Below are 23,294 nucleotides of genomic sequence, written 5' to 3'. Positions count from 1 at the left end.
GGAAACCCGTGCTCAATACCGCTGCCAATCTTTGGCGCAGCGCCTCGCTCACGCCTGACGAACGCTCAATTTGTTTCGCCGGCGGGCTGATGGCTTGTATGCTGCCCGCGGCAGTCTCGCCCCTCGGCGCGGTTCGCATCGAAGGCGCGATTCACGAGTGGGGAGTGCGCGCAAATGCAGCAGGCTGATACCGGCAACAGCGTCTGGGGTTGGATGAAGCGCAAGGCGTTCAACTGGATGCTGCGCAAGCAGGCCCGTCCCATGTGGGAGCGCCCCCATCTCACGGCTGCGGACATGCAGCACATGATGGACCAGTTGAGTGCCCGCTTGCCCGCGCGCGACGCCATGCCTGGCCGGCCCGAATACATCCCTCAGCATTGCGAAGGCGAATGGTTCGAGCCCTTGGGCGTCGCGCCCAAGCGGGTCTTGCTCTACTTGCATGGTGGCGCCTGGATCACGCGCGCGCCGCGCCTGTACCGGGGGTTTGCGCGGCGCCTGGCGCAGCAACTCGAGGCGCGCGTCTTCCTGCCCGACTATCGGCTGGCGCCAGACTTCCGCTTTCCGGTGGGTTCGGACGATTGCCTGGCCGCTTACAAGCATGTGCTCGCGCAAGGCGTCGAGCCTTCGCAATTCATGATCGCAGGGGACTCCGCGGGCGGCAACCTGACGCTGACGACCTTGCTGCGCGCGCGCGACGAAGGCCTGCCGCTTCCAGCTTGTGCCTTCACGTTTTCAGCCGCAACCGATCTGGCGTTCACGGGCGACTCGGTCCGCATGAATGCGCTGAAGGACGTGATGTTCATGCCGCAAGCGGCTTCCTTCGTGCAGTCGCAATACCTGAGCGATCCCGCGCAGGTGAACAATCCGTGGGTCTCGCCTCTCCATGGCGACCTGCGGGGCCTGCCCCCGTTGCTCATGCAGGTGAGCGACACCGAACTGCTGCTCGACGACTCGCGCCGCTTCGTGGAGAAGGTGCGCGCCGCGGGCGGCCGCGCAGAGATCTCCATCTGGCACGACCTGCCGCACGTGTTCCAGGTCGCCAAGTTCCTGAATGAATCCCAGGCTGCACTCAACCAGGTGGAGGCCTTCGTCAGACATATCACTACAACCAAACCAAAGGAGACAACAACATGAGCCGACCGATTCCCACCATTGACATGCTGTTCCTGCTGGCGGAGTCTCGCGAGACCCCGCAGCATGTGGCAGGCGTGCTGCTGTTCGAGAACCCCTCTGCCAAGTCGGGCTGGACCATCGCCGACCTCGTGCAGCGCTACCGCGACGCCAAGCCCATCTACCCGTTCAACGTGATTCCGAAGATGTCGCTGTCCTCGCGCCCGCGCTGGGTGGATGCCAAGGACATGGACATGAACTATCACGTCCAACATCACGCGTTGCCCGCGCCGGGTTCGGAGAAGCAACTCGACGAGTTGGTCGAGCGCTGGCACAGCGTGGCCTTCGATCGGAGCCAGCCGTTGTTCCAGATGTGCATCGTCGAAGGGGTGGCGGGCAATCGCTTCGCCATGTACGTGAAGATCCACCACTCCATCATCGACGGGGCGTCCGCCATCGCGCGCATCCTGGCGGGAGTCTCTGCCGATCCGGCAGATCCGATCGGCGTGCCCTTCTTTGCCGTGAACGTGGGCAGCAAGCCGCGCCAGGAAGCGCCGAAGGGCCTGGTGTCCCTTCTGGGGGGCACCACCACCGACCTGCTGAATCGCTACAAGGTGGCGATGGACCTGTCCACCAGCTTCTGGAAGAAGGCGCTGGCCCGCGCAGGCGGCGCGCCGGCTTCCGGCAGCCTGCCTTTCGAGGCACCGATGACGCTGTTCAATGTGCCGATCCAGCAGGGTCGTTCATTCGCGCGCGTGACCTTGCCGCTGGAGCCGATGCGCATCGCGGGCAAGGCGGCCGGCGGCACGCTGAATGATGCGGCGATGGCGCTGGTTGATTCGGCGGTGCACACCTACCTGAAGGAACGCAAGCAACCGCTGGACAAGCGCCTGCTGGCGCTGGTGCCCGTCAACCTGCGCGAGCCCGGCGACCTGGAAGCCACGACCCGGATCTCCGCGGTGGTGGTGCCGATGGGCGAATCCGGGGCCGCCATCGCGCCGCGCCTCAAGCAGGTCGTGGACGCCATGAAGGACGCCAAGACCGAGGTCAAGGCCATGTCGAAATCGGCCGCGGGAGGCTACAGCGTGGCGATCTACGCCTTGGCACAAGCCTTGGGCAAGCTGGGCGTCAAGCGTCCGCTGGCCAACATGGTGATCTCGAATGTGCCGGGCGCGAACAAGCCGATGTACCTGGGCGGCTCGAAGATGCTGGCAGTGTTCCCGGTGAATGTGCTGAGCGTTGGCATGGGGCTGAGCGTCACGCTGGTCTCGAACGCCGGGCAGATCCACGTGGGCATCACCTCGCAGAACAAGACGATTCCCGATCCGCAGCATCTCGCCAGGTTGATGGCCCAGGCCCTGGAAGAACTCACGGCGGGCAAGGCGCCCGCGCCCGCGGCGAAGGAGGTCGAAGAGGCGCCGGTCAAGCGTGCCCGCAAGGCCCCTGCGAAGAAGGAGGTCGCGGTGGCCACGAAGCCCCGCCGTGCGGTTGCCAAGTCGGCGGCCAGCGCGCCGGCGAAGAAGGCGCCTGCGCGCAAGCGTGCAAAGCCGGCCGCCCCTGTGACCGCTGGCGCACCCGTCGACGTTCCGGCCGACACGCCAACCGAAGCCTTGGCCGACTCGGCCGCCGCCGCATGATGGGTTGAAAACCGCGCCGGCGCAGCAACGCTGGCCGGTGCAATGCCAAGGCCGGGAGCCCCGCAAGAGAAGCCTGCTGTTCGATTCGACAGCAGGCTTTTTCATGGCGCTTTCGCCGGCTTCCTGCATCCGCATGCGGCTTTTTCCGGCACACCGGACGACCGGTGTCGGCACGCTCCGTTCATCCTCCCACGGAGATCACCATGACACCTGCCACGGAACCCGCGACACTTTCCCAGCCGTTCATTGACGTGACCGAGCCCAGGCAAATCCTGTTCTGGACCCGGGAGTTCGGCGTGTCCGAAATGCAGTTGCGCTACGCCGTGGCGGCTGCGGGCGAGTCGCTGCAAGACATTCGCGACTACCTGGGTGTCAAGTGATCGGCCCGCGCCACCGCTGTCAAAGGCGGCGGTGCGGGTTGGGATAGATCAGCGCACCGAGCGCCTTGCGGGTGAAGGGCTTCCAGGCGCCCTCGGGCTGGGCGAGGCGGTCCGCGATGGCAAGCAGCACGGAAGGATTGGCGCCCAGGCCGACGTGGCTGGCGAAGACCTCGACGTTCTCGGCGGTCGGGCCCGGCTTTTCAAGGCTGCCGCGCCAGGCGACCACACCGTCGCTGCGGCTGAAGATGGAGGTGGTGGGCACGGGCGGCGTGGGGCGCACATGCTTCATGCGCGTCTGGTCGTCGGAACTCTGCCCGCTCACTTCTTCGTAGATGTTCCACGCGTTCGTCGAACGCGGGCCGGCGGCGAAGGGGCTGCCGAGCGTGATGACGCAGCGCACCAGCGCCGGCCGCTTCGATGCCAGCAGGCGCGCGTAGGCACCGCCCAGGCTCCAGCCGACCAGGCTGACCTTGCGGCCGTCTTTCTTGTGCAGCGATTCGAGCAGCTTGAACATGCCGGCCTCGACACCTTCCCGTGGGCCGAGGTTGCGCCCCAGGCCCCAGCCATGAACGTCGTAGCCACGCCCGCGCAGGTAGCGGCGCAGCAGTTGCGTCGACCGGTCCCCGGCGCCCAGTCCGGGCAGCACGAGCACGGGATGCCCGTCGCCCTTGGGCGCGAGCTTGAGCAGCGGCCAGAGCGACAAGGTGGCGCCCAGCTCCCAGCCTGCGCGCAATTCGGCGATCTGCAGAAGACGCGAAGGAGGCTTGATGGAGGGTGGGGAAGCGGGGCGAGCCATGGAACTCTGATTGGTGAACAGCGTGGCTATTGCACGTACTTGGAGCGCAGGTAGTCGAGGTACGCCCGCGACTGCGGATCGACGTACGGCGTGAGCAAGGTCAGCGTGTAGTACGCGGCGAGCCCAGTGTCGGACGGCCGCGTCGAGGCCGCATTCTGCGTGACCAACCGCTCGAACGAAAGCCAGCAGGTGGTGGTGAAGACGATCTGCAGCGCCAGCATCTCGGCCTCTTCGGCGGAGGCATTGATGACGCCGAGGGCGGCGAGGTTCTCGCACAACGCGCGGGCGTTCAGCAGGTTGCGCGCCATCAGGGCGCGGGACTTGTCGGCCGTCTCGGGGTACTCGCTCTCGAGGTGGGCCATGTCGCGGTAGACGAAGCGATATTCGCTGATGGCCTCGAAGCGCAGGTGCAGCGCCAGCCAGAGGTCATCGATCGCGCGAACGCCGACGCCGGCCTCGTCAATGGTCGCGAGCCGGTCGTCGAAACGACGGAACAGCCATTCGACGATCAGTCGCTTGGTCTTGAAGTGGTAGTGGAGGTTGCCGGTGCTGATGCCCATCTCGGCAGCAATGCGGTGTGTGGACACCGACGGCAATCCGTGCGCGTTGAACAGCGCCAGACTCGTTTGGAGAATCCGCTCACGGGTGTTGGAACTGGCCACAGGCGATACCGGCGCGATGCGCGTCGCAGGGGTCAGCGTTTGCGGCGGGGTTGCGCCTGCGCGAGTGCCTTGTCGCGCTCTTCGATCAACTGGTTGACCTGCCTGCGCAAGCTGGCCAATTCCTCAGCGGTGGGAATGCCGAGCCGCACCAGGGCGGCGGCGATGCGCTGGTCGAACACGTCCTCGAGCTTGCGAAAGCCGAGGGTGTCGCCCAGCGTATCGAGCGGGGTCTTCTTGCCGGCAGGGCGGGTCCCGGTGGGCGTGCCCTTGGGAATGCCGAGCAGGGATTCGACGACCCGGTTCTGATGGTTGCGTGCGTCGCCCAGGACCTTGAGGCCCACGGTCAGCAGGTTCTCGCCCGGCCCGCCCGATTTGTCTGCCGCTGGCTCCTTGGCCTTGGCCTTGACCTTGCGCGCGTCGTTGACGGCGGCAACGGTCTTGGGTTTGGAGCTCTTGGACGCGACAGTCTTCTTGGCGGTGGGCGATGGCATGCGAACTTTCGTGGGGCGCCCAATTTCATGGCGCAGGCATGCAGCCTATCAGGACTTGAGCCTTGGCTTAAGCCTTGCGAGCGACGCGGCGTGCCGGCTTGGCAACGACGGCGACTTCCGTGCCTTGTTCGACGACGGCACCGATGCGGGCTTCCAGGGCCTTGGCGCCTTCGGCAACCTTGTCGGCGATTTGCGAAGCCAGCGTGGCGCCCGGTGCGACCAGGGCGCGCACGGCGTCGAGGTTGGCGATGTTGAAAGCGGATTCGACGCGAGCGACGGTGCTGTCGATCGACTGGATGCCGCTGTTGGTGCGCGTGGCGATCGTTTCGATGGCTTGGTCAGCGCGGTCGTAGGCGGTTTGCACGCCCTTGAGCATGAAGCCAGCCAGGACGTCTTGCGCGTTCACGAGTTCCGACTTGACCTGGTCGTTGATCAGGGGCAGCGAGCGGGCTTCCAGGGCCTTGACGAAACGGCCCTTGGCGTCGCCGAGCACGCGCTCGACGGTGGCGCGGTAGGCGTTGTTCAGGGTCTTGCCGGCAGCGCTGTACTGGTCGACGACGTGGGTGGCAACGGTGGCGAGGGATTGGTTCGACATGATCTTTTCCTGTGAAGAGGGGTTTGGAATGAAACGTATGTTCCCAGCAAACACCTAGTCGGAAAAAGCTAGAACGTGTCGATAGTTAGGGCAACTGCTCTAGCAGTTTTGCAGCACCTGTTTGAAGCGCTCGACTTCCGCCTCGGGAGACTCGGCGGCCACCAGCGCGCGGACCACGGCCACGGAGCCGACGCCGCTTGGCAGGACGTCCGGCAGCTTGCCCAGGTCGATGCCACCGATGGCGACCAGCGGATAGTCGCGCAGCAGCCTGGCATAGGCGGCGAGGCGGGCCGGGCCCTGTGGGGCGGTGGGCATGTCCTTCAACGTGGTCGGGAACACGGCGCCCATGGCGATGTAGCTGGGGCTCAGGGCGTCGACGCGGAGCATTTCGGCGTAGCCGTGCGTGCTGAGCCCAAGGCGCAGGCCGGCGGTGCGGATGGCGCCGAGGTCGGCCTCGTCGATGTCTTCCTGCCCGAGGTGGACACCGTAGGCGCCGGCGTCGATGGCGACTTGCCAGTGATCGTTGATGAAGAGCAGCGAGGACGTGCCGGCAACGGCATCGATGGCTGCGCGCACTTCGCGCTCGACCGCGCGTGGGTCATTGGACTTGAAGCGCAACTGCACCGTGGGCACGCCGGCGCGCGCCATGCGGCCGACCCAGGCGGCATCGGGCAGCACGGCGTAGAGGCCCAAAGCCTTGGGACATGGCGCGAAGGCGTTGTCGCGCGGCCAGGGCTGGATACCGAAGTCGATGGGGTCTTCGGGCCAGGCTGCGGCGTCGAAGCCGAGGCGCGCGCTGCGGGCTTGCCAGGCTTGGGCGAGGACTTCTGCATCCGATTCGATGAAGCCGAGACGGAGGCACGCTTCCTTGGCCGCGCGATAGACGGGGTCGTCGCGGGTGAAGCTTGCAGCGATATCGCCAGTTGCGGCGCCGAAGCGCGCGGTGTGGGCGTCGAAGATGGCTTGTGCGGAAGGTGCTGCGGTCATGCCTGGTGCCAGAAAGGGGTGCCCAGAACGGGGGTGCTCGGCTGGGCCGACTCTTGGGCGGACATGGCGCCGGCGCGGCGTGCTGCGCGGCCGGCCTGCACCGCGTCGGCGAAGGCACCGGCCATCGCCACCGGGTCCTGCGCCAGCGCAACGGCGGTGTTCAGCAGCACGCCGTCGTAGCCCCATTCCATGACCTGGCAGGCATGCGAGGGCAGGCCCAGGCCGGCGTCGACCAGCATCGGCACATCGAGCCGCTCTCTCAACAGTTGCAAGGCATAGGGGTTGACGGGGCCACGGCCGGTGCCGATGGGCGCGGCCCAAGGCATGACGGCCTGGCAGCCGACGTCGACGAGGCGCTGGCATAGCACGAGGTCCTCGGTGCAGTAGGGCAGCACCTGGAAGCCGTGGCGGATCAGTTGCGAGGCGGCATCGACGAGGTTGAGCGTGTCGGGCTGCAGGGTGTAGTCGTCGCCGATCAGTTCGAGCTTGATCCATGGCGTGTCGAACAGCTCGCGCGCCATCTGCGCGGTCGCGATCACTTCCTGCACGCTGTGGCAGCCGGCGGTGTTGGGCAGCACGGGCACGTCGAGCCGGCGCAGCAGTTCCCAGAAGCCGTTGTCCTGCCGGTCGGAGGGCGAGGCGATCTGGCGTCGCAGGGAGGCGGTCAGCATGGCGGGTCTTGCGCGCTTGACTGCAGCCTCGAGGACGTCGGGCGCGGGGTAGCGCGCGGTGCCAAGGAGCAGGCGGCTGTGGAAGGTCTGGCCGTAGAGGACCAGCGGGTCGTTTGCGTTCATGGGATCTCTTTTCATGGCGCTGTTCTGGTGATGCGGTGTCAGCCGCCGGTGACGGGGCGGATCACTTCGACCTGGTCGTCGTCGTGCAACGCGCAGGCGGCGTAGCCGGAGCGCGGAACGAATTGCTTGTTGACGGCGGCGGCATAGGGCGGCACCGGGGCCAGCAGGGCGATCGCGTCGGCCAGCGTCGCGCCGGCCGGCAACTCGCGGGGGGTGTCGTTGATCAGGATGTTCATTCGGTTGCGAGAGCGAAGCTTGAGGCCAGCGCCGAGGTGTTGGCGGTCAAGAGTTCGATGGTGGTGTCCAGCATCGCCGGTGCGATGAGGAAGCCGTGGCGGTACAGGCCGTTGACCTGCATGACGCGCGGCGCGAGCCATCGGATGGCGGGCAGGTTGTCCGGCAGCGTGGGGCGGCATTGTGTCGAGATTTCCAGGATGCGCGCTTCCGCAAAACCGCTGTGTACCGAATAGGCGGCGCTCAGCAGTTCCAGCGTGGAGCGCACGCTGGCGGGGGACATGTCCTCGGACTCGATCTCGGTTGCGCCGATGACGAACACGCCGTCCGGCTTGGGTGCGATGTAGAGCGGGTAGCGCGGGTGCACGAGGCGCGTTGGGCGGCGCAGGCTGACCTCGGGCGCATGCACGCGGATCACCTCACCACGCACGCCGCGCAGGTTGGACCATTGCGGCTTGGCGCCGAGTCCGCGGCAATCGATGATGCGCTCGGACTCGCCAGGCTCGAAGTCACCGGGAGCGCGTGCGCTGTGCCAATGCATTCGCACGTTGGGCAGTGCTTGCAGGGACGTCAACAAAGCGGCGAGCAGCTGCCGGTTGTCGAGTTGGCCTTCGCCGGGCAGCAGCAGGCCTTGTGCGAAGCGCTTGCCGATGGCCGGCTCGATGGCGTCGACACCCGCCGCATCGAGCCGCTGCATCGCGGGCAGTCCGGGCACTTCGCTGACGGTGCGAGCGAGCACCCCAGCAAAGCGGGCGGCTTCGGGCGCATCCTGGCGATGCCACAGCACCAGCGTGCCTTCGCGCTGGAAAAAGACGGGTTGCGCGAGCGATTCCAGCAGCTCAGGCCAGCGGTCGAGCCCGTATTGGCCCATGCGCACCACCGAGGCGGGCGCCACCGCCGATTCGGCCAGCGGGGCCAGCATGGCGGCCGCCACGCGCGCTGCGGCACCATCGGCCTCCTGGCCGCCTGCATCGTGCAACGAGACCTGGCATCCGCGCCGCGCCAGCGTCAGCGCCAGCAACCGGCCCATGAGGCCGGCGCCCAGCACGGTGGCTGCGTCGAACGGAAGCGCTTCAGGAGAGTTCATGCGGGTGGTTGATAATTTTGCGAATGACCAATGCTTCCTTGCGCTACGCGCGCGTGCTTTCGATCGCCGGTTCCGACAGTGGCGGCGGTGCCGGCATCCAGGCCGACCTCAAGACCTTCAGTGCGCTCGGCTGCTACGGCATGACCGCGATCACCGCGCTGACCGCGCAGAACACCTGCGGCGTGAGCGGCATCTTCGCGGTGCCGCCGGCTTTCCTGAAGGCGCAGATCCAGGCGGTGGTGGAGGACATCGGCGTCGACGCGGTCAAGCTGGGCATGCTGCATGCGCCCGAGGTGGTGGAAGTGGTGGCCTGGGCCATCGACCACTACAAGCTGCCCAACGTGGTGCTGGACCCGGTGATGGTCGCGACCAGCGGTGATCGCCTGATCGAGAACGCGACGGTGCAGCGGCTCGTGAACGACTTGTTCCCGCGTGCGATGGTCATCACGCCGAACCTGGACGAAGCGGCCTTGCTGATCGGGCGCGAGATCGATGGCGTGGACGGCCTCGACCGCGCGGCCAGCGACCTGCTGGCGCTCGGCGCGCATGCGGTGCTGCTCAAGGGCGGTCACCTGAAGGGCGAGGAGATCGTCGACGTGCTGGCAGAGGCTGGCAGCCCGGCGCGACGCTTCGGCTCGGCCCGCATCGCGAGCCAGAACCTGCATGGCACCGGCTGCACGCTCTCCTCGGCGATCGCGGCGTACCTTGCACTCGGCCACGCGCTGCCCGAGGCCGTGCAGCAGGCGCGAGCCTATGTGATCGGCGCGATGACGGCCGGCGTCGACGTGAAGGTCGGCGCAGGCCACGGCCCGCTCAACCACGGCTTTGCGCCAGTGCCGATGCACCGCCTGTCGCCGGTGCCCGGCTGAGCCAGGCGGTCACGAAGGTCAGCAGCAGCGTCGGCAGGGCGGAGCCGAACTGCGGCGCCCACTTGGCAAGGCTGTGGTACAGCACGATGCCGATGATCCAGATGGCGGCGGCGCTCCAGTCGACGCGCCGCGTGCCCACCTGGGTCGGCGCCACGCCGGTGCCCAGTCGCCCGAGGATCACGCCGTAGAGCGGCACGAACACCGAGCTCAACAGCAGCAGGAAGGGTTCCAGCGCGTGCATCGGCAGGAACAGCGCCAGCACGACGCACAGCGCCCCGATCAGCAGCCCCCATTGCTTCACGCTCCATTGGGGCAGCAGGCTGTGGGTGGACACGGCGCCGGAATACACGTCGCCATAGGCATTGTCGAGTTCGTCGACGAGGATGAGGCCCAGCGCGAGCAGGCCGCCTTGCGCGAGCAGAATCGCGGTGACGAGGCTGGTGCCGGTGTCGGCCGAACTCACCACCATCACGCCCAGCGCATAGCACCAGATGTTGGCCACCAGGTAGCCGACCCAGGTGCCGCTGAAGGCGCTGCCCAAGCCGCCGCCACTGCGCTGGCCATGGCGCGCATAGTCGGCCACCAGCGGCAGCCAGGACACCGGCATGGCGATCACCAGGTCGAGCGCGCTGAACATGCCCATGCTGCCGTCGCCGGCGCGCGACCAGAAGGCCTCGAAGCCCTTGGCATTCAATTGCCCGGCGAACTGCCAGGTGAGCCAGACCAGCGAGATCACGACCAGCGGCAGCCCGAAGCGGCTGACGAAACGGCGCACCAGCTTCACCATCGAACCGGCGAGCAGCGCCAGCAGCACCGCGCCCCAGAGCAGCGTGGTGAGCAGCATGCCGGTCGTGCTGTCCAGCGCCAGCCCGAAGGCCTGCTTGCCGATCGCCTGCGTACCCTCGCGCATCACGACGATCTCGAAGGTGGTCCAGCCCACCAGTTGCACGATGTTGAGCAGCACTGGCAGTCGCGCGAAGGCGCTGCCGTAGGTCGCATGCATGAGGCCGGCGCTTGCCAGCCCGCTTTCGCAGCCGAGCCGCGCGGTCCAGGCCAGCAGCCCGGCGCCGACGCAGGAGCCGAGCAGGATGGCCACAACCGCGTCGCGGGTGCCCACGGCGGGCACCAGGTAGGCCCCGACCTGCATCACCAGCAGGCCGACGCCCAGACTGAACCACAGCGACGCATGGTCGTGCCAGCGGAAGGCGCGGGCGGAATCCGGCAACGGCGTGAGTGCCTCGTTGCGGGCCGGGGAAGAAGAATTGTCAGAAGGCTGCGCCATCCATTTGCTCCATTGCAAAGTGATTGGCAGGTCGCGGTCCGATGGCTGTGAGTGCACGCGAGACAACGTGGAGGCCGCCGGACCAGCTTCCCTGCGCGAGGATTACCTCGGGCCTCCATGCAAGCACGGGGGCGCTATCAGGTTCAAAGGGACTTTCTCAGCCGGGACGGCAAGCCGACCCAGCACCCCTAGCGAACCTGCATTCTAGGCTTCGACGCCGGACGGTGCGTCGTGTCGCCGGCAAGGCTTCAGACCTGCCGGGAAATCCACGCGCGGCAGGCGGCCACCTGCGGACTGCGGTCTTCCATCGCGGCAGAGAGCATGGAAATCGTCCGGGTGACATGCGGTTGCGTGAGCCCGAGCGTCACCAGCACCGGGTCATGCAGGTTCAGCGTGTACAGGCGCGGCATGATCGCCAAGGCCATCTGGTTTCGAACCAGCGCATGGATGGGTTCGACGTAATCCATCTGGAACGACGGCCTGAGCTGCAGCCCCAAGGCGGTGCCGGCCTGCGCCAAGGTCTCGCTGACATTCCCATGCGCGAACACGGCGAGCGCTTGTCCCGCGAGTTGTGCCCAGGCGACCTTCTTGTGGCGTGCCAAAGGGTCCTTGGCATGCACGACGACGACGATGTCGTCCTCGAACAGGTCCTCGAACACGAGGTCGTGCCGGAGCGCCTGCGCATCCTTGACGCCGATGCCGACATCGACGCGTCGGCTCTGCACGGCCTCGATGAGTGCGGTGTTCGACATGTCGGAGAGCCTGAACACCAGGCCGGGCTGTTGTGCGCGCAGCGTCTTGAGGCGGGGCATCAGCCAGTCCGCGGCGGAAGGAATCAGCCCGATGCGCACGGTCTGGACGCCTTCGGCCAACAGGCTGGCCACGTCGTCGAAGGTGCCGAGGGCGGTATTGAGCAGGCGCTCCGCGAGCGGCAACACATTGGTTCCCGCCTCGGTGAGGGCGAGCAGGTGCGAAGAACGATCGAAGAGACGTCCCCCGAGCAGGAACTCGATCTGCCGGATCGCCGCGGTCAGCGCCGGCTGGCTGATCGACAGGCTTTGCGCGGCCAGGGTGAAACTGCGGGCATGCGCGAGCACGACGAAGTACTGCACCTGGCGCAGGGTGAGTGCGGGCAGCAGGGGAATCCGGGGCGCGACAGGGGCTTTCTCGGCCATAAGCTGGATCAATGCTTCTATAAAAAATATTGGCTGTCTTTATCGAGATCCGGATCCTAGACTCGATTCCGTTCCAGCCGCAATGCCGGTCTGGTCGCCGTTTCCGCCACACGCCGAGGCCCGCCATGTCCACGCTCATCGATGCCGATTCGCCCCTTCAGCCGCCTTCCATGAATTCGTCGCCCGGGGTGCGGGGGGCATCCTGGCTCGAGCGACGCTTCAAGCTGCACGCAAGAGGCACGAACCCACGCGTCGAACTGACCGCCGGCCTGACATCGTTCCTGGCGGCGGCCTATCTGCTGGTGGTCATTCCGTCGCTTCTGGCCGTCGGCGGCATGGACCGGGGTGCGGCCACCACGGCGACCATCGTCGTGATTGCGCTGGGGACGACCTTCATGGCCCTTTATGCGAACCTGCCTTTTCTCGTCGGCCCTGGCATCGGCGGCTCGGTGCTGCTGGGCGTGACGCTCGCCGCCGAGGCGCACATGCCGTGGCAGACGGGCCTGGGCATCGCGTGCCTGTCGGGCTTGTTGTTCCTCGCGCTGACGCTCGCCGGTGCGCGCAGCGTGGTGACGCGCATCATCCCGATGCAGATCAAGATGGGCCTGGGCGCCTCGATCGGGATCTTCATTGCCGTCCTGGGCTTCCGCAACGCGGGCATGCTGGTCGCCAATGCCAAGACCAATGCCTACGCGCTGGGCGATTTCACCCACCCAGGCGTGTGGGTCGCCCTGATCGGCCTGGCCCTGATCGTCTTCCTGCAAGGACGCAAGCTGCCGGGCGCGATCCTGCTCGCGATCATCCTTGCCGCACTCGCCGGCATTCCGCTTGGTGTCACGAAGCTGCCCGGCGAGTGGGTCGCGCTGCCGCACAGCATGGCGCCGGTGGCCTTCCAGTTGAACATCGCCGACGCGCTGACCCTTGCGGCGGCGCCGTTCATGTTCGTGTTCTTTGCGTCGGAGTTCTTCTCGACGCTGGGGACGACGCTGGCCGTGGGCGCCAAGGCGGGCCTGCTCGACGCGCACGGGAACATGCCGGATGTGAACCGCCCCTTCGTCGTCGATTCGATCGCGGCAACGGTGGGCGCCGCACTGGGCGTGCCGGCGCTGACCGCCTTGATCGAGTCTGCGGCCGGCGTGGAGGCGGGCGGGCGCACGGGCCTGGCGGCCCTGGCCGCCGCGGTGATGTTCGCGCTGATGCTGTTCTTCATTCCGATCGCGCTGGCCATCCCGAAGGAGGCGACGGCGCCAGCGCTGATCGTCATCGGCCTGTCGATGTTCAGCACCATCCGGCACGTCGACTTCGAGCACTTCAGCGATGGACTGCCGGTGATGCTGATGGTGCTGCTGACCTTGTTGTCGAACAGCTTCGGCACCGGCATCGCGGGTGGCTTGCTGTGCTTCGTGCTGGTGAAGTTGCTGAGCGGCCGGCCGCGCGAGTTGCACTGGGGCATGTACGTGCTGGCCGCGCCCATGGCGTACTACTTCTGGACCATCGTGCATCCGCATTGAGCACAGCTCTCCCGATCCCATGAACTACGAAACCCACGGCGTGATGCCACCGGCGCCGACCTCCCCGGCGCTGACCCCAGCGCACCACGCGCTGTTTCGCCAGATGCCCAAGGCGGAACTGCACTGCCACCTGCTCGGCAGCGTGCGCCATGCGACCTTTGCCGCGCTGGCGCGCAAGAGCGGGGCGCCGATGTCGACGCAGGAAATCGACGCCTTCTACATCCGTGGCGAGAAGCCGGTCGGCGTGCTGAAGGCACTTCGCGCGCTCGACCAGTACCTGCTGGTGTCCGCGGATGACCTCTACCGGATCACCTTCGAATACCTCGAAGACGCGGCAGCCCACGGCGTGCGCTACAGCGAGTTCTTCTGGAATCCGACAGGCACGGTCCGCGTCTCCGGCATCCCCTATCCCGAGGCGCAAGCCGCCATCGTCGCCGGCATCCGCGATGCCGAACGGGACCACGGCATCATCGGCCGCCTGGTGCCGAGCATCGATCGGGAAGCCGACCCCGCCGAAGCCGTCGCCATGGTCGACTGGGTGACGACGCACCGCGTTCCCGAGGTGGTGGGCATCGGCATGGACTACCGCGAGGTGGACCATCCGCCGGAATGGTTCGCCACCGCCTACGCCAGCGCCCGACGTGCCGGGCTGCGCACGACGGCTCACGCAGGCGAGTTCGGGATGCCCTGGCCCAATGTACGCACCGCGGTCGAGTTGCTGCACTGCGACCGCATCGACCACGGCTACACCATCGTCGATAACCCCGAGCTTGCGCGCCAATACGCCGAGCGCGGCATCGTGTTCACGGTGGTGCCGACCAACTCGCACTACCTGCGCACCTTGCCGCCGGAGCGTTGGGCGCTGGACCATCCGATCCGGCGCATGGTGCAACTCGGCCTCGCTGTCCATCCCAACACCGACGACCCGACGATGCACAACGTGACACCGACGGGTGCCTGGCAACTGATGTACACGCACCTGGGCTGCTCGATTGCGCAACTCCGCGACTTCATGCTGAACGGGCTTCGCGCAGCCTGGATCGACGGCAGCACGCGCGATGCGTGGATGCGTGAATGGTCGGATGAATTCGACGTCCTCGCCAGCGCTGTCGGCGCCGCGAAGGTGACAGGCTGAACGCCGCGTTTCTGGAGGTTCAGCCGACGCCGAGCAGCGTGTGCAAGCGCGTGCTGGTCGTGGTGTATTGCAGCGGGATCGACTGGCCCGGAAAGACGATGGTGGTGGCGGCCCAGGCGGCCAGGGTGGCCTCGTGGAAGCCGCAGACGATGAGCTTCTTCTTGCCGGGATAGGTGTTGATGTCGCCCACTGCGAAGACGCCGCGCTCGCGGGTTTCGAAGCGCTCGGTGTCGACCGGGACCTGCTTGCGCTCCAGTTCCAGGCCCCAATCGGCAATGGGGCCGAGGCGGGGGGAGATGCCGAGGCAGGCGATCAGGGCGTCGACGGGGAGTTCGATGGTTTGTCCGTCGGGTGTTGCCACCTGTACCTGCGTGCCGTCGAAGGTCGTGGGTTGGCCGATGACCAGTTTCACTGCGCCTGCGGAGACGGCTTCGCGGAAACGCGCCACCAGCGCGTCGTCGGCATTAAAGGCATCGCGGCGGAAGAGCAGGGTGACCTGCTTGACTTGGCCGACCAGTGACAACGCGGTGTCGAGGGCTGCATCGTCGCCGCCGTGCACGACGACGTCCTGGCCGGCGAAGCGCTCCAGCGCATCGGGGTGGTAGAAAAGCTTTGTGCCCTCGAAGCGCGCGATGCCTTCGACCGTCATGCGACGCGGCACGAACGCGCCGACGCCGGCTGCGATGAAGACGGTCTTCGCCAGAAAGGATTTGCCTGCCGAAGTACCCAGCAGCAGGCGACCATCCGGCTGGCGTTCCAGCGTCGCGATCTGCTCGCCGTAGTGGAAGGTCGGCTTGAACGGCGCGATCTGCTCGAGCAGGGATTCGACCAGCCCACGCCCGGTCGTGCGCGGCGTGCCGGGAATGTCGTAGATGGGCTTGTCGCCATACAGCTCGACGCATTGGCCGCCCGCACGGGGCAGCGCGTCGACGATATGGCAGGAGATCTCGAGCAGCCCGAGCTGGAAGGCCTGGAACAGCCCGACCGGGCCGGCGCCGATGATCAGCGCGTCGGTTTCAATGAGAGGCTGCATTGACTCGAAAGCGGTCGCGAGCCGCCAGGAAGAGCGCCGAAGTGCGCGAAGAACGCAAAAGAGTCAAGGAGAGAATTTCGGATGTCCTTTCGCGTCCTTCGCGAAACCTTCGCGTCCTCTGCGTGCGGATGTCCGTTTCAAACAGTTCAGCGAACCAACTCGCCAATCTTGTCCGTCACATCCTTCCACTCTTCCGCATCCGGCAGCGCGGGCTTGCGCTTGGTGATGCTCTTCCAGCCGTCGGCCAGCGAAAGTTCGGCGTTGAGCTTGATGAAGGCGATCTGGTTGGCCGGGAGGTCTTCCTCGGCGTAGATCGCGTTGACGGGGCACTCCGGGATGCACACGGCGCAGTCGATGCATTCGTCGGGGTCGATCACCAGCATGTTGGGGCCTTCGCGGAAGCAGTCCACGGGGCACACGTCCACACAGTCGGTGTATTTGCAACGGATGCAGGATTCGGAGACGACGTGGGTCATGTTCTTTTGCTGAAGCTGGTGATCGGGGGAAACCCGCTATTTTAGTTGGTTGTGGCGGAAGGCTGCACGAGCACGGCTGCAGAGGTCTTGTGGGTGGCTGTGTCGACCAGCACCAGCGAGCCGAGCGCGCGCGATCTGGTGAAGGGCAGCACGGCCAGCGGCTGCTGCAACGACAGCACCACGTCGCCGATCGAATTGGCTTCCAGCTGGGTGGCGGGCTCAGAGCCGAGCGTCGTGATGTTGACGCGGTCGATGATGCGCGCGACCTTGGCCTTGACCCAACGATGGCCCTGCAGCGCCCAGTAGACGCGGCCCGCGACCAGCGGCTCGTCGTCGAGCCAGGCGATGGTGGCCGTGATCTCGCGCACCGGCTCGAAGGCTTCGGGCTCCAGCAGCCAGTCGCCGCGCGAGACGTCGAGCTCACGGTCCAGGACGATGCCGGCGCTGTGGCCCGCATGCACGGCGTGCGGCTGGCGCACATGGTTCAGCACCTGGGCCACGGTGGCGGTCTGCTTGCTCGGCAGCACGGTCACGCGCTGGCCGGGTTCGATGTGGCCGCTGGCCACACGGCCCCAGAACACGCGACGGCCTTGCGAGGTGTCGGCCGACGAGGAGAACTTCTCGACCCACTGCACCGGGAAGGCGAAGGGCACGGCCTCGTCCTTCTCGGTTACGGGCAGTTGCTCCAGCAGTTCGAGCAGGCTCGGGCCTTCGTAGTTGCACCAGTCGGCATGGCGCGAGGCCACGTTCCAGCCCTTGAGCGCGGAGATCGGCACGATGGCCGCGACTTGCACGCCGGCCGCTTCGGCGAAGGCGATGAGCGCAGTCGAGATGCGCTCGAAGGCGACCTCGGCATCGTTCATCGCGTCGAGCTTGTTGACTGCGAACACAATGGATTGCACGCGCAGCAGGTTGCACAGCAGGGTGTGGCGGCGCGTCTGCGGCAGCAAGTCCTGAACGACGATCTCGCCGTCGGCCACTTCGCCGGCCCAGGGCAGCTTGGTGGCATCGACCAGCACCACGGCGGCGTCGGCGGCCGAGGCGGCGGTGACCATGTTGCGCGTGTACTGCTCATGGCCCGGCGCGTCGCCGATGATGAACTTGCGCTTGGCGGTCGAGAAATAGCGGTAGGCGACGTCGATGGTGATGCCTTGCTCGCGCTCGGCGGAGAGGCCGTCGGTGAGCAGGGCCAGGTCGGTCTCGCCGCCGCGCTGCACGCCGGCCAGCTGGTCTTGCAGCACGGTCTTGCTGTCGACCAGCAGGCGGCCGATCAAGGTGCTCTTGCCGTCGTCGACACTGCCGCAGGTGATGAAGCGCAGGGCCGTGCTGGTGTCGCCATGGGCGGCTTGCGCAATGGTCGATGCTTCAGAAAAAGTCGTCGCGTTCAAATCAATCTCCAGCTCTCAGATCTCTGTTCGGGAAACACCGCGGAACCGGCTTTGCCGGGCCGCTGGTGTTGCCCCCTCGAAGGGGGAGGGCGAAGCCCTTGGGGGTGGGCTAGAAGTAGCCGTCTTTTTTGCGCTTCTCCATCGAAGCCTCGGAGGTCATGTCGTCCATGCGCGTCGCGCCGCGCTCGCTCACGTCCACGCTCAGCGTCTCGATCACCACGTCGCCGGCATCGGCGGCCAGGCTCTCGACCGGGCAGGTGGTGGTGATGTCGCCGACGGTGCGGAAGCGCACGTCGCGCACCTGGATCTGCTCGCCGTCACGTGCCGGCGTGAGGCCGGTCACCGGCACCAGCAGGCCGCGGCGCTCGACCACTTCGCGCTTGTGCGTGTAGTAGATGGACGGCAGGCCGACGTGTTCGCGCTCGATGTATTGCCAGACGTCGAGCTCGGTCCAGTTCGAGATCGGGAACACGCGGAAGTGTTCGCCCGGGGCCAGGCGCGTGTTGAACAGGGTCCACAGTTCCGGGCGCTGGTCTTTCGGCTGCCATTGGCCGAAGGAATCGCGGTGCGAAAAGATGCGCTCCTTGGCGCGTGCCTTTTCCTCGTCGCGGCGGGCACCGCCGATGAGGGCGTCGAAGCGGAATTCCTCGATGGCTTCGAGCAGCGTCACCGACTGGTGCGCGTTGCGCGACTCGCCGGGATGCGCCAGGCGAACGGTGCCGCGGGCCATCGAATCCTCGACGCTGCGCACGATGAGTTCAGCGCCGAGTTCCTTGGCACGCTGGTCACGGTAGTCGGTCACTTCGGGGAAGTTGTGGCCGGTGTCGATCATCAGCAGCGGATACGGAATGCGGCCCACGCCGAAGGCCTTCTCGGCGCACTTCAGCAGCACCAGTGAATCCTTGCCGCCGGAGAACAGCAGTGTCGGGCGTTCGAAGGCCGCAGCGACTTCGCGAAGGATGAAGATGGTTTCTTCCTCGAGCGCGTCGAGGTGCGTGTTGGACAGGCGCGCAGGGGAGTGCATCGGTTGCAGCAGTTCGGTATCGGTACGTGCGTTCATGAGGCTCAGTGGAAATTCAATTCGGGATGGCGCGGATCGGGATGACGGACACGGCCGACAACGGTTCGAACGCCGCGGGCTCCTCGCCCTCGTGCGTGCCGTCGGCAGCCACGTGCAGGCCGCATTCCTTGGCGCTTTCCTGCTCCCACCACCAGCGGCCGGAGCGGAAGTCCTCGCCGAGGGTGACGGCGCGCGTGCAGGGGGCGCAGCCGATGCTGGGGAAGAACTGGTCGTGCAGCGGGTTGTAGGGCACCTTGTTGGTCGCGATGTAGTGCCACACGTCGCCCCAGGTCCAGCGGGCCAGCGGGTTGATCTTGGTGCGTGTGCTTTCGACACCGTTCCTGTCGGTGACTTGCGAATGCTCGATGAATTCGACCTCGGCGCGCGCACCCGATTGCTCGCGGCGCAGGCCGGTGATCCAGGCGCGTTTGCCGGCGAGGGCGCGCTCCAGCGGCTCCATCTTGCGGATGTCGCAGCAGCTTTTGCGCAGGCCGAGGCTGCGGTACATCGCTTCTTCGCCGTTCTCGGCAACGAAGGCGGCGGCGGCAGCGGGGTTCGGATAGTAGCGGTCGACTTCGCGGCCGTAGTGCGATTCGAGGCGGTCGATCAGCGCGACGGTCTCCGGATGCAGCTTGCCGGTCTCGAGCACGAAGATGGACGACTGCACATGGTGGCGCTGCAACAGGTCGGTGACCACCATGTCCTCCGCACCCAGGCTCGAAGCTTGCGTGATGGGTGCGTAGTCGCGGACGGCACGCTGCAACAGCGCGACGCTTTCGGCGACCTTCGCGTCGAAGTCGGCGGAGGGCTTGGCGTAGAGGGAAATGGCGTTCATGTGCATCGAGGGATCAAGGGCCGGCTCGCCGTGCTTGGCAGCGTGGGCTCGGTCGGGATCGAACTGTAGGGAGGGTGCTTATGAAAACAAACTATCTTTTTATTCGCGCTATATGCGGATAAGCAAATGCGCCAGTGTTCATGCGGGTTGCGGGGCGATCAGGGCGTCAATCCGGATAAGAACGCGGCGAGGCGTTGCAGCCGGCGTTCTGCGGCAAGCGGGGCGAGGGATCGTGAGGGTCGAGCCAGCCGACGAGTGCGCCTCAGTCGGGATCAAGTGCGGAGTTGTAATGCTTTTGGTTTCAAAGGTTTCCAAAATGCACGGCAATTGATCATTCATGATGCGAGCCTTGCTGGAGTGAGCGAGGTCCAGTGCGAGCCGTCGCCCACGTTCCCCGGAGAACCAATGAACTTCGAATCAAGCACTTCGCGCCAGGCAGTGACCAAGCCCGTGTCCTGGGGGCTGCATCCGATCGAGGATTCGACCGACCAGAAGGCCTTGCTGGGCGCCATTCGCACGCGCTACGGGTTCGTGCACGTGGTGTCGGTCGAGGAGGGCACCTTCCTGGAGATCGTGCTGCACAACTGGCACTACACGCGCCATGTCCATGGCGGTCCGATCAGCGCGCGCGGCTTGCTGGCGCTGGCCGACAAGTTTGCGCAGGAGACGCACCAGGAGGTGACGCAGGGCGGACAGGAGGGTGGCCGCGCGAGGGCCTCAGGCACGTAGTTGCGGCGAGAGTTCGCAGCTGTGACTGCCAAGGTGGCGGATGTGGGGCCGGCGGAGGACTTGCTCAAAGTCTCCGCCGGGCGGCGCGGAATGCACGCTGCTTGCCGGCACCGCTCGTCGAGCGGGTTGCCGGTGCGTTGCACGCTACGGGCTCAGGCCGTGGCGGTGAAGTGCGGCGCGGTCTGCACCGCGTCGCCCTGGTAGAAGGCCGCGAAGCGATCGAACTGGCGTTGTGCATCGGAGGCGTCGACGCCTTCCTTCAGCACCGCGCTGGAAAAGCCAGTGCGTTGCATCTGCACCAACTGGTCGATCAGCACGTCGCCGGTGGCGCGGATGTCGCCCTTGAAGCCGAGCCGGCGGCGCAGCAGGAAGGCCTGGCTGTAGGCGCGGCCGTCGGTGAACTTGGGGAACACCAGGTCGATGCGCTCGATGTCGGCCAGGCAGACCTCGATGGCCTGCGGGTCGGCATCGTTCGGGAGCTGGAGCACCTTCGGGTCGCCATCGTCGATGTGCTCTTCCGCGGCGAGGATCTGGAGTGCGCGGTTCATGCTGCCACCTCCACCTTGAAGCGCGCACCGTTGGCGGAAGCCTTGAACGGGTCGATGCCGACGCGGCGCAGCGTGTCGATGAAGGTCTCGCCGGCGTTGCGCGTGTCGCGGTAGGTGCCGAGCACGGCTTCGATCACGTCTGGCACTTCGGCTGCCGAGAACGACGGGCCGACCACCTTGCCGGCCTGCGGCGTGCCGCTGAGCAGCGAACCGTCGGAGCCTCCGAGGGTGACCTGGTACCACTCCTTGCCGTCCTTGTCGACGCCGAGGATGCCGATGTGGCCGCTGTGATGGTGGCCGCAGGAGTTGATGCAGCCGCTGATGTGCAGGTCGATCTCGCCGAGGTCGTCGAGCTCGTCCAGGTCCTGGTAGCGCTCGGTGATGGCTTCGGCGATCGGGATCGAGCGGGCGTTGGCCAGCGCGCAGAAGTCGCCGCCGGGGCAGGCGATCATGTCGGTCAGCAGGCGCACGTTGGCGCTGGCGAAGCCGGCCTCGCGGGCGTTGAGCCACAGGGCGTGCAGGTCTTCGGCGTGGACCCAGGGCAGCACCACGTTCTGGTCGTGCGTGACGCGGGCTTCGCCGGCCGAGAAGCGGTCGGCCAGCGTGGCGATGGTCTCGAGCTGGTTGGCATCCGCATCGCCCGGCGCCTGGTGCAGGCGCTTGAAGGACAGCGTGACGGCGCGCAGCGCGGGGTTCTTGTGCGGCGCGACGTTGCGGGCCAGCCAGCGCGCGAATTGAACGTCGTCGGCGGCAAAGCGGCGCAGGTCGGCGTCGGTCTGCTCGGCGCTTTGCAGCACGCGGGTGGCCAGCGTCGGCGGGACGAAGGAGGCGGCGACGCGGTCGTACTCGGCCTGCGTGATGGTGTGCGGGCCGCCGTCGTGTTCGACGATCTGCTTGTATTCGGCCTCGACGTCGTCGATGTAGCGCTGGCCTTCGGCCTTCACCAGGATCTTGATGCGCGCCTTGTAGATGTTGTCACGGCGGCCGTAGCGGTTGTAGACCCGCACCACGGCCTCGATGTAATTCATGATCTGGTTCCACGGCAGGAACTCGCGCAGCACGGTGCCGATGATCGGCGTGCGGCCCATGCCGCCACCGACCTGCACGCGGAAGCCGATTTCGCCGGCGGCGTTCTTGACCAGGTTCAGGCCCACGTCATGCCAGCCGGTGGCGGCGCGGTCTTCGGAGGCGCCGGTGATGGCGATCTTGAACTTGCGCGGCAGGAAGGCGAACTCGGGGTGCAGCGTGCTCCACTGGCGCATGATTTCCGCGTAGGGGCGCGGGTCGGCCACTTCGTCGATGGCGATGCCGGCGCGTTCGTCGCTGGTGATGTTGCGGATGCAGTTGCCGCTGGTCTGGATGCCGTGCATGTTGACCGAGGCCAGCAGGTCCATCACGTCGGCGGACTTGGACAGCGGGATCCAGTTGTACTGGACGTTCTGGCGCGTCGAGAAGTGCGCGTAGTGCGTCGGCAGCTTGTGCGTGCCGAGCTTGCCCTGGGTCTTGAGGGCGTTCTTGTAGACCTCGGCCTCGGGCTCGTCGTATTCGCGCGCGATGCGGGCCAGCACGCGCAGTTGCTTGCTGGAGAGTTCGCCGTAGGGGACGGCCACGCGCAGCATCGGGGCGTAACGCTGGACGTACCAGCCGTTCTGCAGGCGCAGCGGGCGGAACTCGTCTTCATGCAGCTTGCCGGCTTGCCAGCGCTCCAACTGGTCGCGGAATTGCGCCGCGCGCTGCTGCACGAACTGGCGATCGAAATCTGTGTATTGGTACATCGTGAAAGTCTTGAAGTCGGGTGCGGCCAACGCCAGCCCAAGAGGCGGCGATTCTCGGAGGAGTGCTTATGGAAGCAAACTATTTTTTGGTGCACGCCTTATGCGGATAAGCTTATTCCTCAATGGCCATGCGGGTTGGCGCAGGGTTTTTGGCGAGTTCTGGATAAGGCGGTCCGGTAGGGCGATGGGTCCGTCAGTGTGCGGTGGCGTGCATTTTCGCTGCAATGCAGCAGGCTACGATTGCGGCGGATTCCACAAAGACAACTTCAGGGAGAAAACACATGTCCACCATCGACAAGGACGGGATGCTGATCGACAGCCGGGTCTTGGCCAGGCGCTCCGCTCCGCGATGGCAATAGTTGTCCGCGTCGGTGCGCTTGCCACAGCGGTGTTCCTCGCTGCCTGTGGTGCGCCAGGATATGCGCGGGACCGATTCACCGACTTGTATGTGGCGGACTTCCGCTCGGCAGCGCCGGCCTCGTGTCGGCCCTCTGATGTGGCGCTGTCGCATGCGCAAGCGCGGATGTTCTTTTCGCGCGCCAGGCGCGTCGACTACAGGACCTTGCAGGACAACTACGAGATCGCGCCTTGTCATGTCGGCGCCGGTTGAATTCTGACCCACCCTGCCGGTTGAACTTTGACCCGGGGACGGAGGCCGGCATCGTGAACGCCGACTGTGGATAACTGTAGCTCGTTCCCCCTTTC

25 protein-coding genes are annotated in these 23,294 nt (G+C 66.3%); 8 read left to right on the top strand and 17 right to left on the bottom strand.

The features are described 5' to 3' along the window. Positions 1-8: 8 nt before the first annotated feature. From WKW79_RS25840 to WKW79_RS25825, 4 genes are all read left to right on the top strand, one after another. On the top strand, positions 9-188 hold the full coding sequence (locus tag WKW79_RS25840) for a hypothetical protein (protein ID WP_340338087.1): 180 nt from the start codon (positions 9-11) through the stop codon (positions 186-188). Further along, entirely contained in the window at positions 175-1,134 is a 960-nt protein-coding gene (locus WKW79_RS25835) for an alpha/beta hydrolase (protein ID WP_340338086.1), read from the top strand. Before WKW79_RS25840 ends, WKW79_RS25835 begins: the two co-directional genes overlap by 14 nt. After that, positions 1,131-2,747 carry a wax ester/triacylglycerol synthase family O-acyltransferase gene (locus WKW79_RS25830; protein WP_340338085.1) on the top strand — a complete coding sequence of 539 codons (1,617 nt, stop codon included), beginning with the start codon at positions 1,131-1,133 and terminating at the stop codon, positions 2,745-2,747. The genes WKW79_RS25835 and WKW79_RS25830 overlap by 4 nt, the downstream gene beginning before the upstream one ends. A gap of 203 nt (positions 2,748-2,950) precedes the next feature. Further along, positions 2,951-3,127: a DUF3606 domain-containing protein gene (locus tag WKW79_RS25825; RefSeq protein WP_340338084.1), complete on the top strand. Its 177-nt coding sequence runs from the start codon at positions 2,951-2,953 to the stop codon at positions 3,125-3,127. Between the two features lie 19 nt (positions 3,128-3,146). On the opposite strand, the gene WKW79_RS25820 is transcribed toward WKW79_RS25825, so the two are convergent. The 8 genes from WKW79_RS25820 to WKW79_RS25785 all read right to left on the bottom strand — a co-directional run bounded on the left by WKW79_RS25820 (position 3,147) and on the right by WKW79_RS25785 (position 8,773). Continuing rightward, positions 3,147-3,923, bottom strand: coding sequence for an esterase/lipase family protein (locus tag WKW79_RS25820; RefSeq protein ID WP_340338083.1), 777 nt, complete (start codon positions 3,921-3,923; stop codon positions 3,147-3,149). A gap of 26 nt (positions 3,924-3,949) precedes the next feature. Then, entirely contained in the window at positions 3,950-4,585 is a 636-nt protein-coding gene (locus WKW79_RS25815) for a TetR/AcrR family transcriptional regulator (RefSeq protein ID WP_340338082.1), read from the bottom strand. Between the two features lie 32 nt (positions 4,586-4,617). Next, complete coding sequence (locus tag WKW79_RS25810) at positions 4,618-5,076, bottom strand: phasin family protein (protein WP_340338081.1); 459 nt, start codon at positions 5,074-5,076, stop codon at positions 4,618-4,620. Positions 5,077-5,143: 67 nt separating this feature from the next. After that, positions 5,144-5,671, bottom strand: a complete 528-nt coding sequence (locus WKW79_RS25805; protein ID WP_340338080.1) for a hypothetical protein — start codon at positions 5,669-5,671, stop codon at positions 5,144-5,146. Positions 5,672-5,770: 99 nt separating this feature from the next. Next, positions 5,771-6,658, bottom strand: coding sequence for a thiamine phosphate synthase (locus WKW79_RS25800; RefSeq protein ID WP_340338079.1), 888 nt, complete (start codon positions 6,656-6,658; stop codon positions 5,771-5,773). Further along, positions 6,655-7,452, bottom strand: a complete 798-nt coding sequence (locus WKW79_RS25795; protein WP_340338078.1) for a thiazole synthase — start codon at positions 7,450-7,452, stop codon at positions 6,655-6,657. The genes WKW79_RS25800 and WKW79_RS25795 overlap by 4 nt, the downstream gene beginning before the upstream one ends. Positions 7,453-7,490: 38 nt before the next feature. Next, positions 7,491-7,688 carry a sulfur carrier protein ThiS gene (gene thiS / locus WKW79_RS25790; RefSeq protein WP_340338077.1) on the bottom strand — a complete coding sequence of 66 codons (198 nt, stop codon included), beginning with the start codon at positions 7,686-7,688 and terminating at the stop codon, positions 7,491-7,493. Further along, a complete protein-coding gene (locus tag WKW79_RS25785; RefSeq protein ID WP_340338076.1) occupies positions 7,685-8,773 on the bottom strand; it encodes an FAD-dependent oxidoreductase in 1,089 nt (362 codons plus the stop codon). The genes thiS and WKW79_RS25785 overlap by 4 nt, the downstream gene beginning before the upstream one ends. A 23-nt stretch (positions 8,774-8,796) precedes the next feature. On the opposite strand from WKW79_RS25785, the gene thiD reads away from it, so the two are divergent. Continuing rightward, positions 8,797-9,642, top strand: coding sequence for a bifunctional hydroxymethylpyrimidine kinase/phosphomethylpyrimidine kinase (thiD, locus tag WKW79_RS25780; protein WP_340338075.1), 846 nt, complete (start codon positions 8,797-8,799; stop codon positions 9,640-9,642). Here thiD and WKW79_RS25775 read toward each other — a convergent pair. Both WKW79_RS25775 and WKW79_RS25770 read right to left on the bottom strand, forming a co-directional pair. Next, the gene (locus WKW79_RS25775; protein ID WP_340338074.1) at positions 9,587-10,924 is read right to left on the bottom strand and encodes a purine-cytosine permease family protein; all 1,338 of its coding nucleotides are present in this window, start codon (positions 10,922-10,924) and stop codon (positions 9,587-9,589) included. The genes thiD and WKW79_RS25775 overlap by 56 nt on opposite strands. A gap of 248 nt (positions 10,925-11,172) precedes the next feature. Then, positions 11,173-12,099: a LysR family transcriptional regulator gene (locus WKW79_RS25770; RefSeq protein ID WP_340338073.1), complete on the bottom strand. Its 927-nt coding sequence runs from the start codon at positions 12,097-12,099 to the stop codon at positions 11,173-11,175. A gap of 125 nt (positions 12,100-12,224) precedes the next feature. On the opposite strand from WKW79_RS25770, the gene WKW79_RS25765 reads away from it, so the two are divergent. Together WKW79_RS25765 and WKW79_RS25760 are read left to right on the top strand one after the other, a co-directional pair. Next, the gene (locus WKW79_RS25765; protein ID WP_340338072.1) at positions 12,225-13,610 is read left to right on the top strand and encodes an NCS2 family permease; all 1,386 of its coding nucleotides are present in this window, start codon (positions 12,225-12,227) and stop codon (positions 13,608-13,610) included. Between the two features lie 19 nt (positions 13,611-13,629). After that, positions 13,630-14,745, top strand: a complete 1,116-nt coding sequence (locus WKW79_RS25760; RefSeq protein WP_340338071.1) for an adenosine deaminase family protein — start codon at positions 13,630-13,632, stop codon at positions 14,743-14,745. A 19-nt stretch (positions 14,746-14,764) separates the two neighbouring features. Here WKW79_RS25760 and WKW79_RS25755 read toward each other — a convergent pair whose 3' ends face one another. The 5 genes from WKW79_RS25755 to WKW79_RS25735 all read right to left on the bottom strand — a co-directional run bounded on the left by WKW79_RS25755 (position 14,765) and on the right by WKW79_RS25735 (position 19,537). Next, complete coding sequence (locus WKW79_RS25755; RefSeq protein ID WP_340338070.1) at positions 14,765-15,778, bottom strand: NAD(P)/FAD-dependent oxidoreductase; 1,014 nt, start codon at positions 15,776-15,778, stop codon at positions 14,765-14,767. A 146-nt stretch (positions 15,779-15,924) separates the two neighbouring features. After that, positions 15,925-16,254, bottom strand: coding sequence for a ferredoxin FdxA (fdxA, locus tag WKW79_RS25750; protein ID WP_340338069.1), 330 nt, complete (start codon positions 16,252-16,254; stop codon positions 15,925-15,927). 41 nt (positions 16,255-16,295) lie between these two features. Then, positions 16,296-17,642: a sulfate adenylyltransferase subunit 1 gene (locus tag WKW79_RS25745; RefSeq protein ID WP_422823966.1), complete on the bottom strand. Its 1,347-nt coding sequence runs from the start codon at positions 17,640-17,642 to the stop codon at positions 16,296-16,298. Between the two features lie 109 nt (positions 17,643-17,751). Then, the gene (gene cysD, locus WKW79_RS25740) at positions 17,752-18,702 is read right to left on the bottom strand and encodes a sulfate adenylyltransferase subunit CysD (protein ID WP_340338068.1); all 951 of its coding nucleotides are present in this window, start codon (positions 18,700-18,702) and stop codon (positions 17,752-17,754) included. A gap of 16 nt (positions 18,703-18,718) precedes the next feature. Continuing rightward, positions 18,719-19,537: a phosphoadenylyl-sulfate reductase gene (locus WKW79_RS25735; RefSeq protein ID WP_340338067.1), complete on the bottom strand. Its 819-nt coding sequence runs from the start codon at positions 19,535-19,537 to the stop codon at positions 18,719-18,721. Between the two features lie 405 nt (positions 19,538-19,942). On the opposite strand from WKW79_RS25735, the gene WKW79_RS25730 reads away from it, so the two are divergent. After that, the gene (locus WKW79_RS25730; protein ID WP_340338066.1) at positions 19,943-20,266 is read left to right on the top strand and encodes a hypothetical protein; all 324 of its coding nucleotides are present in this window, start codon (positions 19,943-19,945) and stop codon (positions 20,264-20,266) included. A 152-nt stretch (positions 20,267-20,418) separates the two neighbouring features. Here the strand turns inward: WKW79_RS25730 and WKW79_RS25725 are convergent, their stop codons facing one another. Together WKW79_RS25725 and WKW79_RS25720 are read right to left on the bottom strand one after the other, a co-directional pair. After that, positions 20,419-20,814, bottom strand: coding sequence for a DUF934 domain-containing protein (locus tag WKW79_RS25725; protein WP_340338065.1), 396 nt, complete (start codon positions 20,812-20,814; stop codon positions 20,419-20,421). Beyond that, positions 20,811-22,589, bottom strand: coding sequence for a nitrite/sulfite reductase (locus tag WKW79_RS25720; protein WP_340338064.1), 1,779 nt, complete (start codon positions 22,587-22,589; stop codon positions 20,811-20,813). The genes WKW79_RS25725 and WKW79_RS25720 overlap by 4 nt, the downstream gene beginning before the upstream one ends. Positions 22,590-23,294 lie beyond the last annotated feature (705 nt).

It is taken from the genome of Variovorax robiniae (assembly GCF_037889955.1).
In the GTDB taxonomy this organism is placed as follows: Bacteria; Pseudomonadota; Gammaproteobacteria; order Burkholderiales; family Burkholderiaceae_C; genus Variovorax; species Variovorax robiniae.
The sequence above is the reverse complement of the archived record's forward strand: the minus strand, read 5'-3'. Positions and strand labels throughout refer to the sequence as shown.

Excerpts from the sequence above, each read along its gene's own strand:
- WKW79_RS25835 (WP_340338086.1), top strand. The coding sequence starts at position 175 with ATGCAGCAGGCTGATACCGGCAACAGCGTCTGGGGTTGGATGAAGCGC.
- WKW79_RS25830 (WP_340338085.1), top strand. The coding sequence starts at position 1,131 with ATGAGCCGACCGATTCCCACCATTGACATGCTGTTCCTGCTGGCGGAG.
- WKW79_RS25825 (WP_340338084.1), top strand. The coding sequence starts at position 2,951 with ATGACACCTGCCACGGAACCCGCGACACTTTCCCAGCCGTTCATTGAC.
- WKW79_RS25820 (WP_340338083.1), bottom strand. The coding sequence starts at position 3,923 with ATGGCTCGCCCCGCTTCCCCACCCTCCATCAAGCCTCCTTCGCGTCTT.
- WKW79_RS25810 (WP_340338081.1), bottom strand. The coding sequence starts at position 5,076 with ATGCCATCGCCCACCGCCAAGAAGACTGTCGCGTCCAAGAGCTCCAAA.
- WKW79_RS25805 (WP_340338080.1), bottom strand. The coding sequence starts at position 5,671 with ATGTCGAACCAATCCCTCGCCACCGTTGCCACCCACGTCGTCGACCAG.
- WKW79_RS25800 (WP_340338079.1), bottom strand. The coding sequence starts at position 6,658 with ATGACCGCAGCACCTTCCGCACAAGCCATCTTCGACGCCCACACCGCG.
- WKW79_RS25795 (WP_340338078.1), bottom strand. The coding sequence starts at position 7,452 with ATGAACGCAAACGACCCGCTGGTCCTCTACGGCCAGACCTTCCACAGC.
- thiS (WP_340338077.1), bottom strand. The coding sequence starts at position 7,688 with ATGAACATCCTGATCAACGACACCCCCCGCGAGTTGCCGGCCGGCGCG.
- WKW79_RS25785 (WP_340338076.1), bottom strand. The coding sequence starts at position 8,773 with ATGAACTCTCCTGAAGCGCTTCCGTTCGACGCAGCCACCGTGCTGGGC.
- thiD (WP_340338075.1), top strand. The coding sequence starts at position 8,797 with ATGACCAATGCTTCCTTGCGCTACGCGCGCGTGCTTTCGATCGCCGGT.
- WKW79_RS25775 (WP_340338074.1), bottom strand. The coding sequence starts at position 10,924 with ATGGCGCAGCCTTCTGACAATTCTTCTTCCCCGGCCCGCAACGAGGCA.
- WKW79_RS25770 (WP_340338073.1), bottom strand. The coding sequence starts at position 12,099 with ATGGCCGAGAAAGCCCCTGTCGCGCCCCGGATTCCCCTGCTGCCCGCA.
- WKW79_RS25765 (WP_340338072.1), top strand. The coding sequence starts at position 12,225 with ATGTCCACGCTCATCGATGCCGATTCGCCCCTTCAGCCGCCTTCCATG.
- WKW79_RS25760 (WP_340338071.1), top strand. The coding sequence starts at position 13,630 with ATGAACTACGAAACCCACGGCGTGATGCCACCGGCGCCGACCTCCCCG.
- WKW79_RS25755 (WP_340338070.1), bottom strand. The coding sequence starts at position 15,778 with ATGCAGCCTCTCATTGAAACCGACGCGCTGATCATCGGCGCCGGCCCG.
- fdxA (WP_340338069.1), bottom strand. The coding sequence starts at position 16,254 with ATGACCCACGTCGTCTCCGAATCCTGCATCCGTTGCAAATACACCGAC.
- cysD (WP_340338068.1), bottom strand. The coding sequence starts at position 18,702 with ATGAACGCACGTACCGATACCGAACTGCTGCAACCGATGCACTCCCCT.
- WKW79_RS25735 (WP_340338067.1), bottom strand. The coding sequence starts at position 19,537 with ATGAACGCCATTTCCCTCTACGCCAAGCCCTCCGCCGACTTCGACGCG.
- WKW79_RS25730 (WP_340338066.1), top strand. The coding sequence starts at position 19,943 with ATGAACTTCGAATCAAGCACTTCGCGCCAGGCAGTGACCAAGCCCGTG.
- WKW79_RS25725 (WP_340338065.1), bottom strand. The coding sequence starts at position 20,814 with ATGAACCGCGCACTCCAGATCCTCGCCGCGGAAGAGCACATCGACGAT.
- WKW79_RS25720 (WP_340338064.1), bottom strand. The coding sequence starts at position 22,589 with ATGTACCAATACACAGATTTCGATCGCCAGTTCGTGCAGCAGCGCGCG.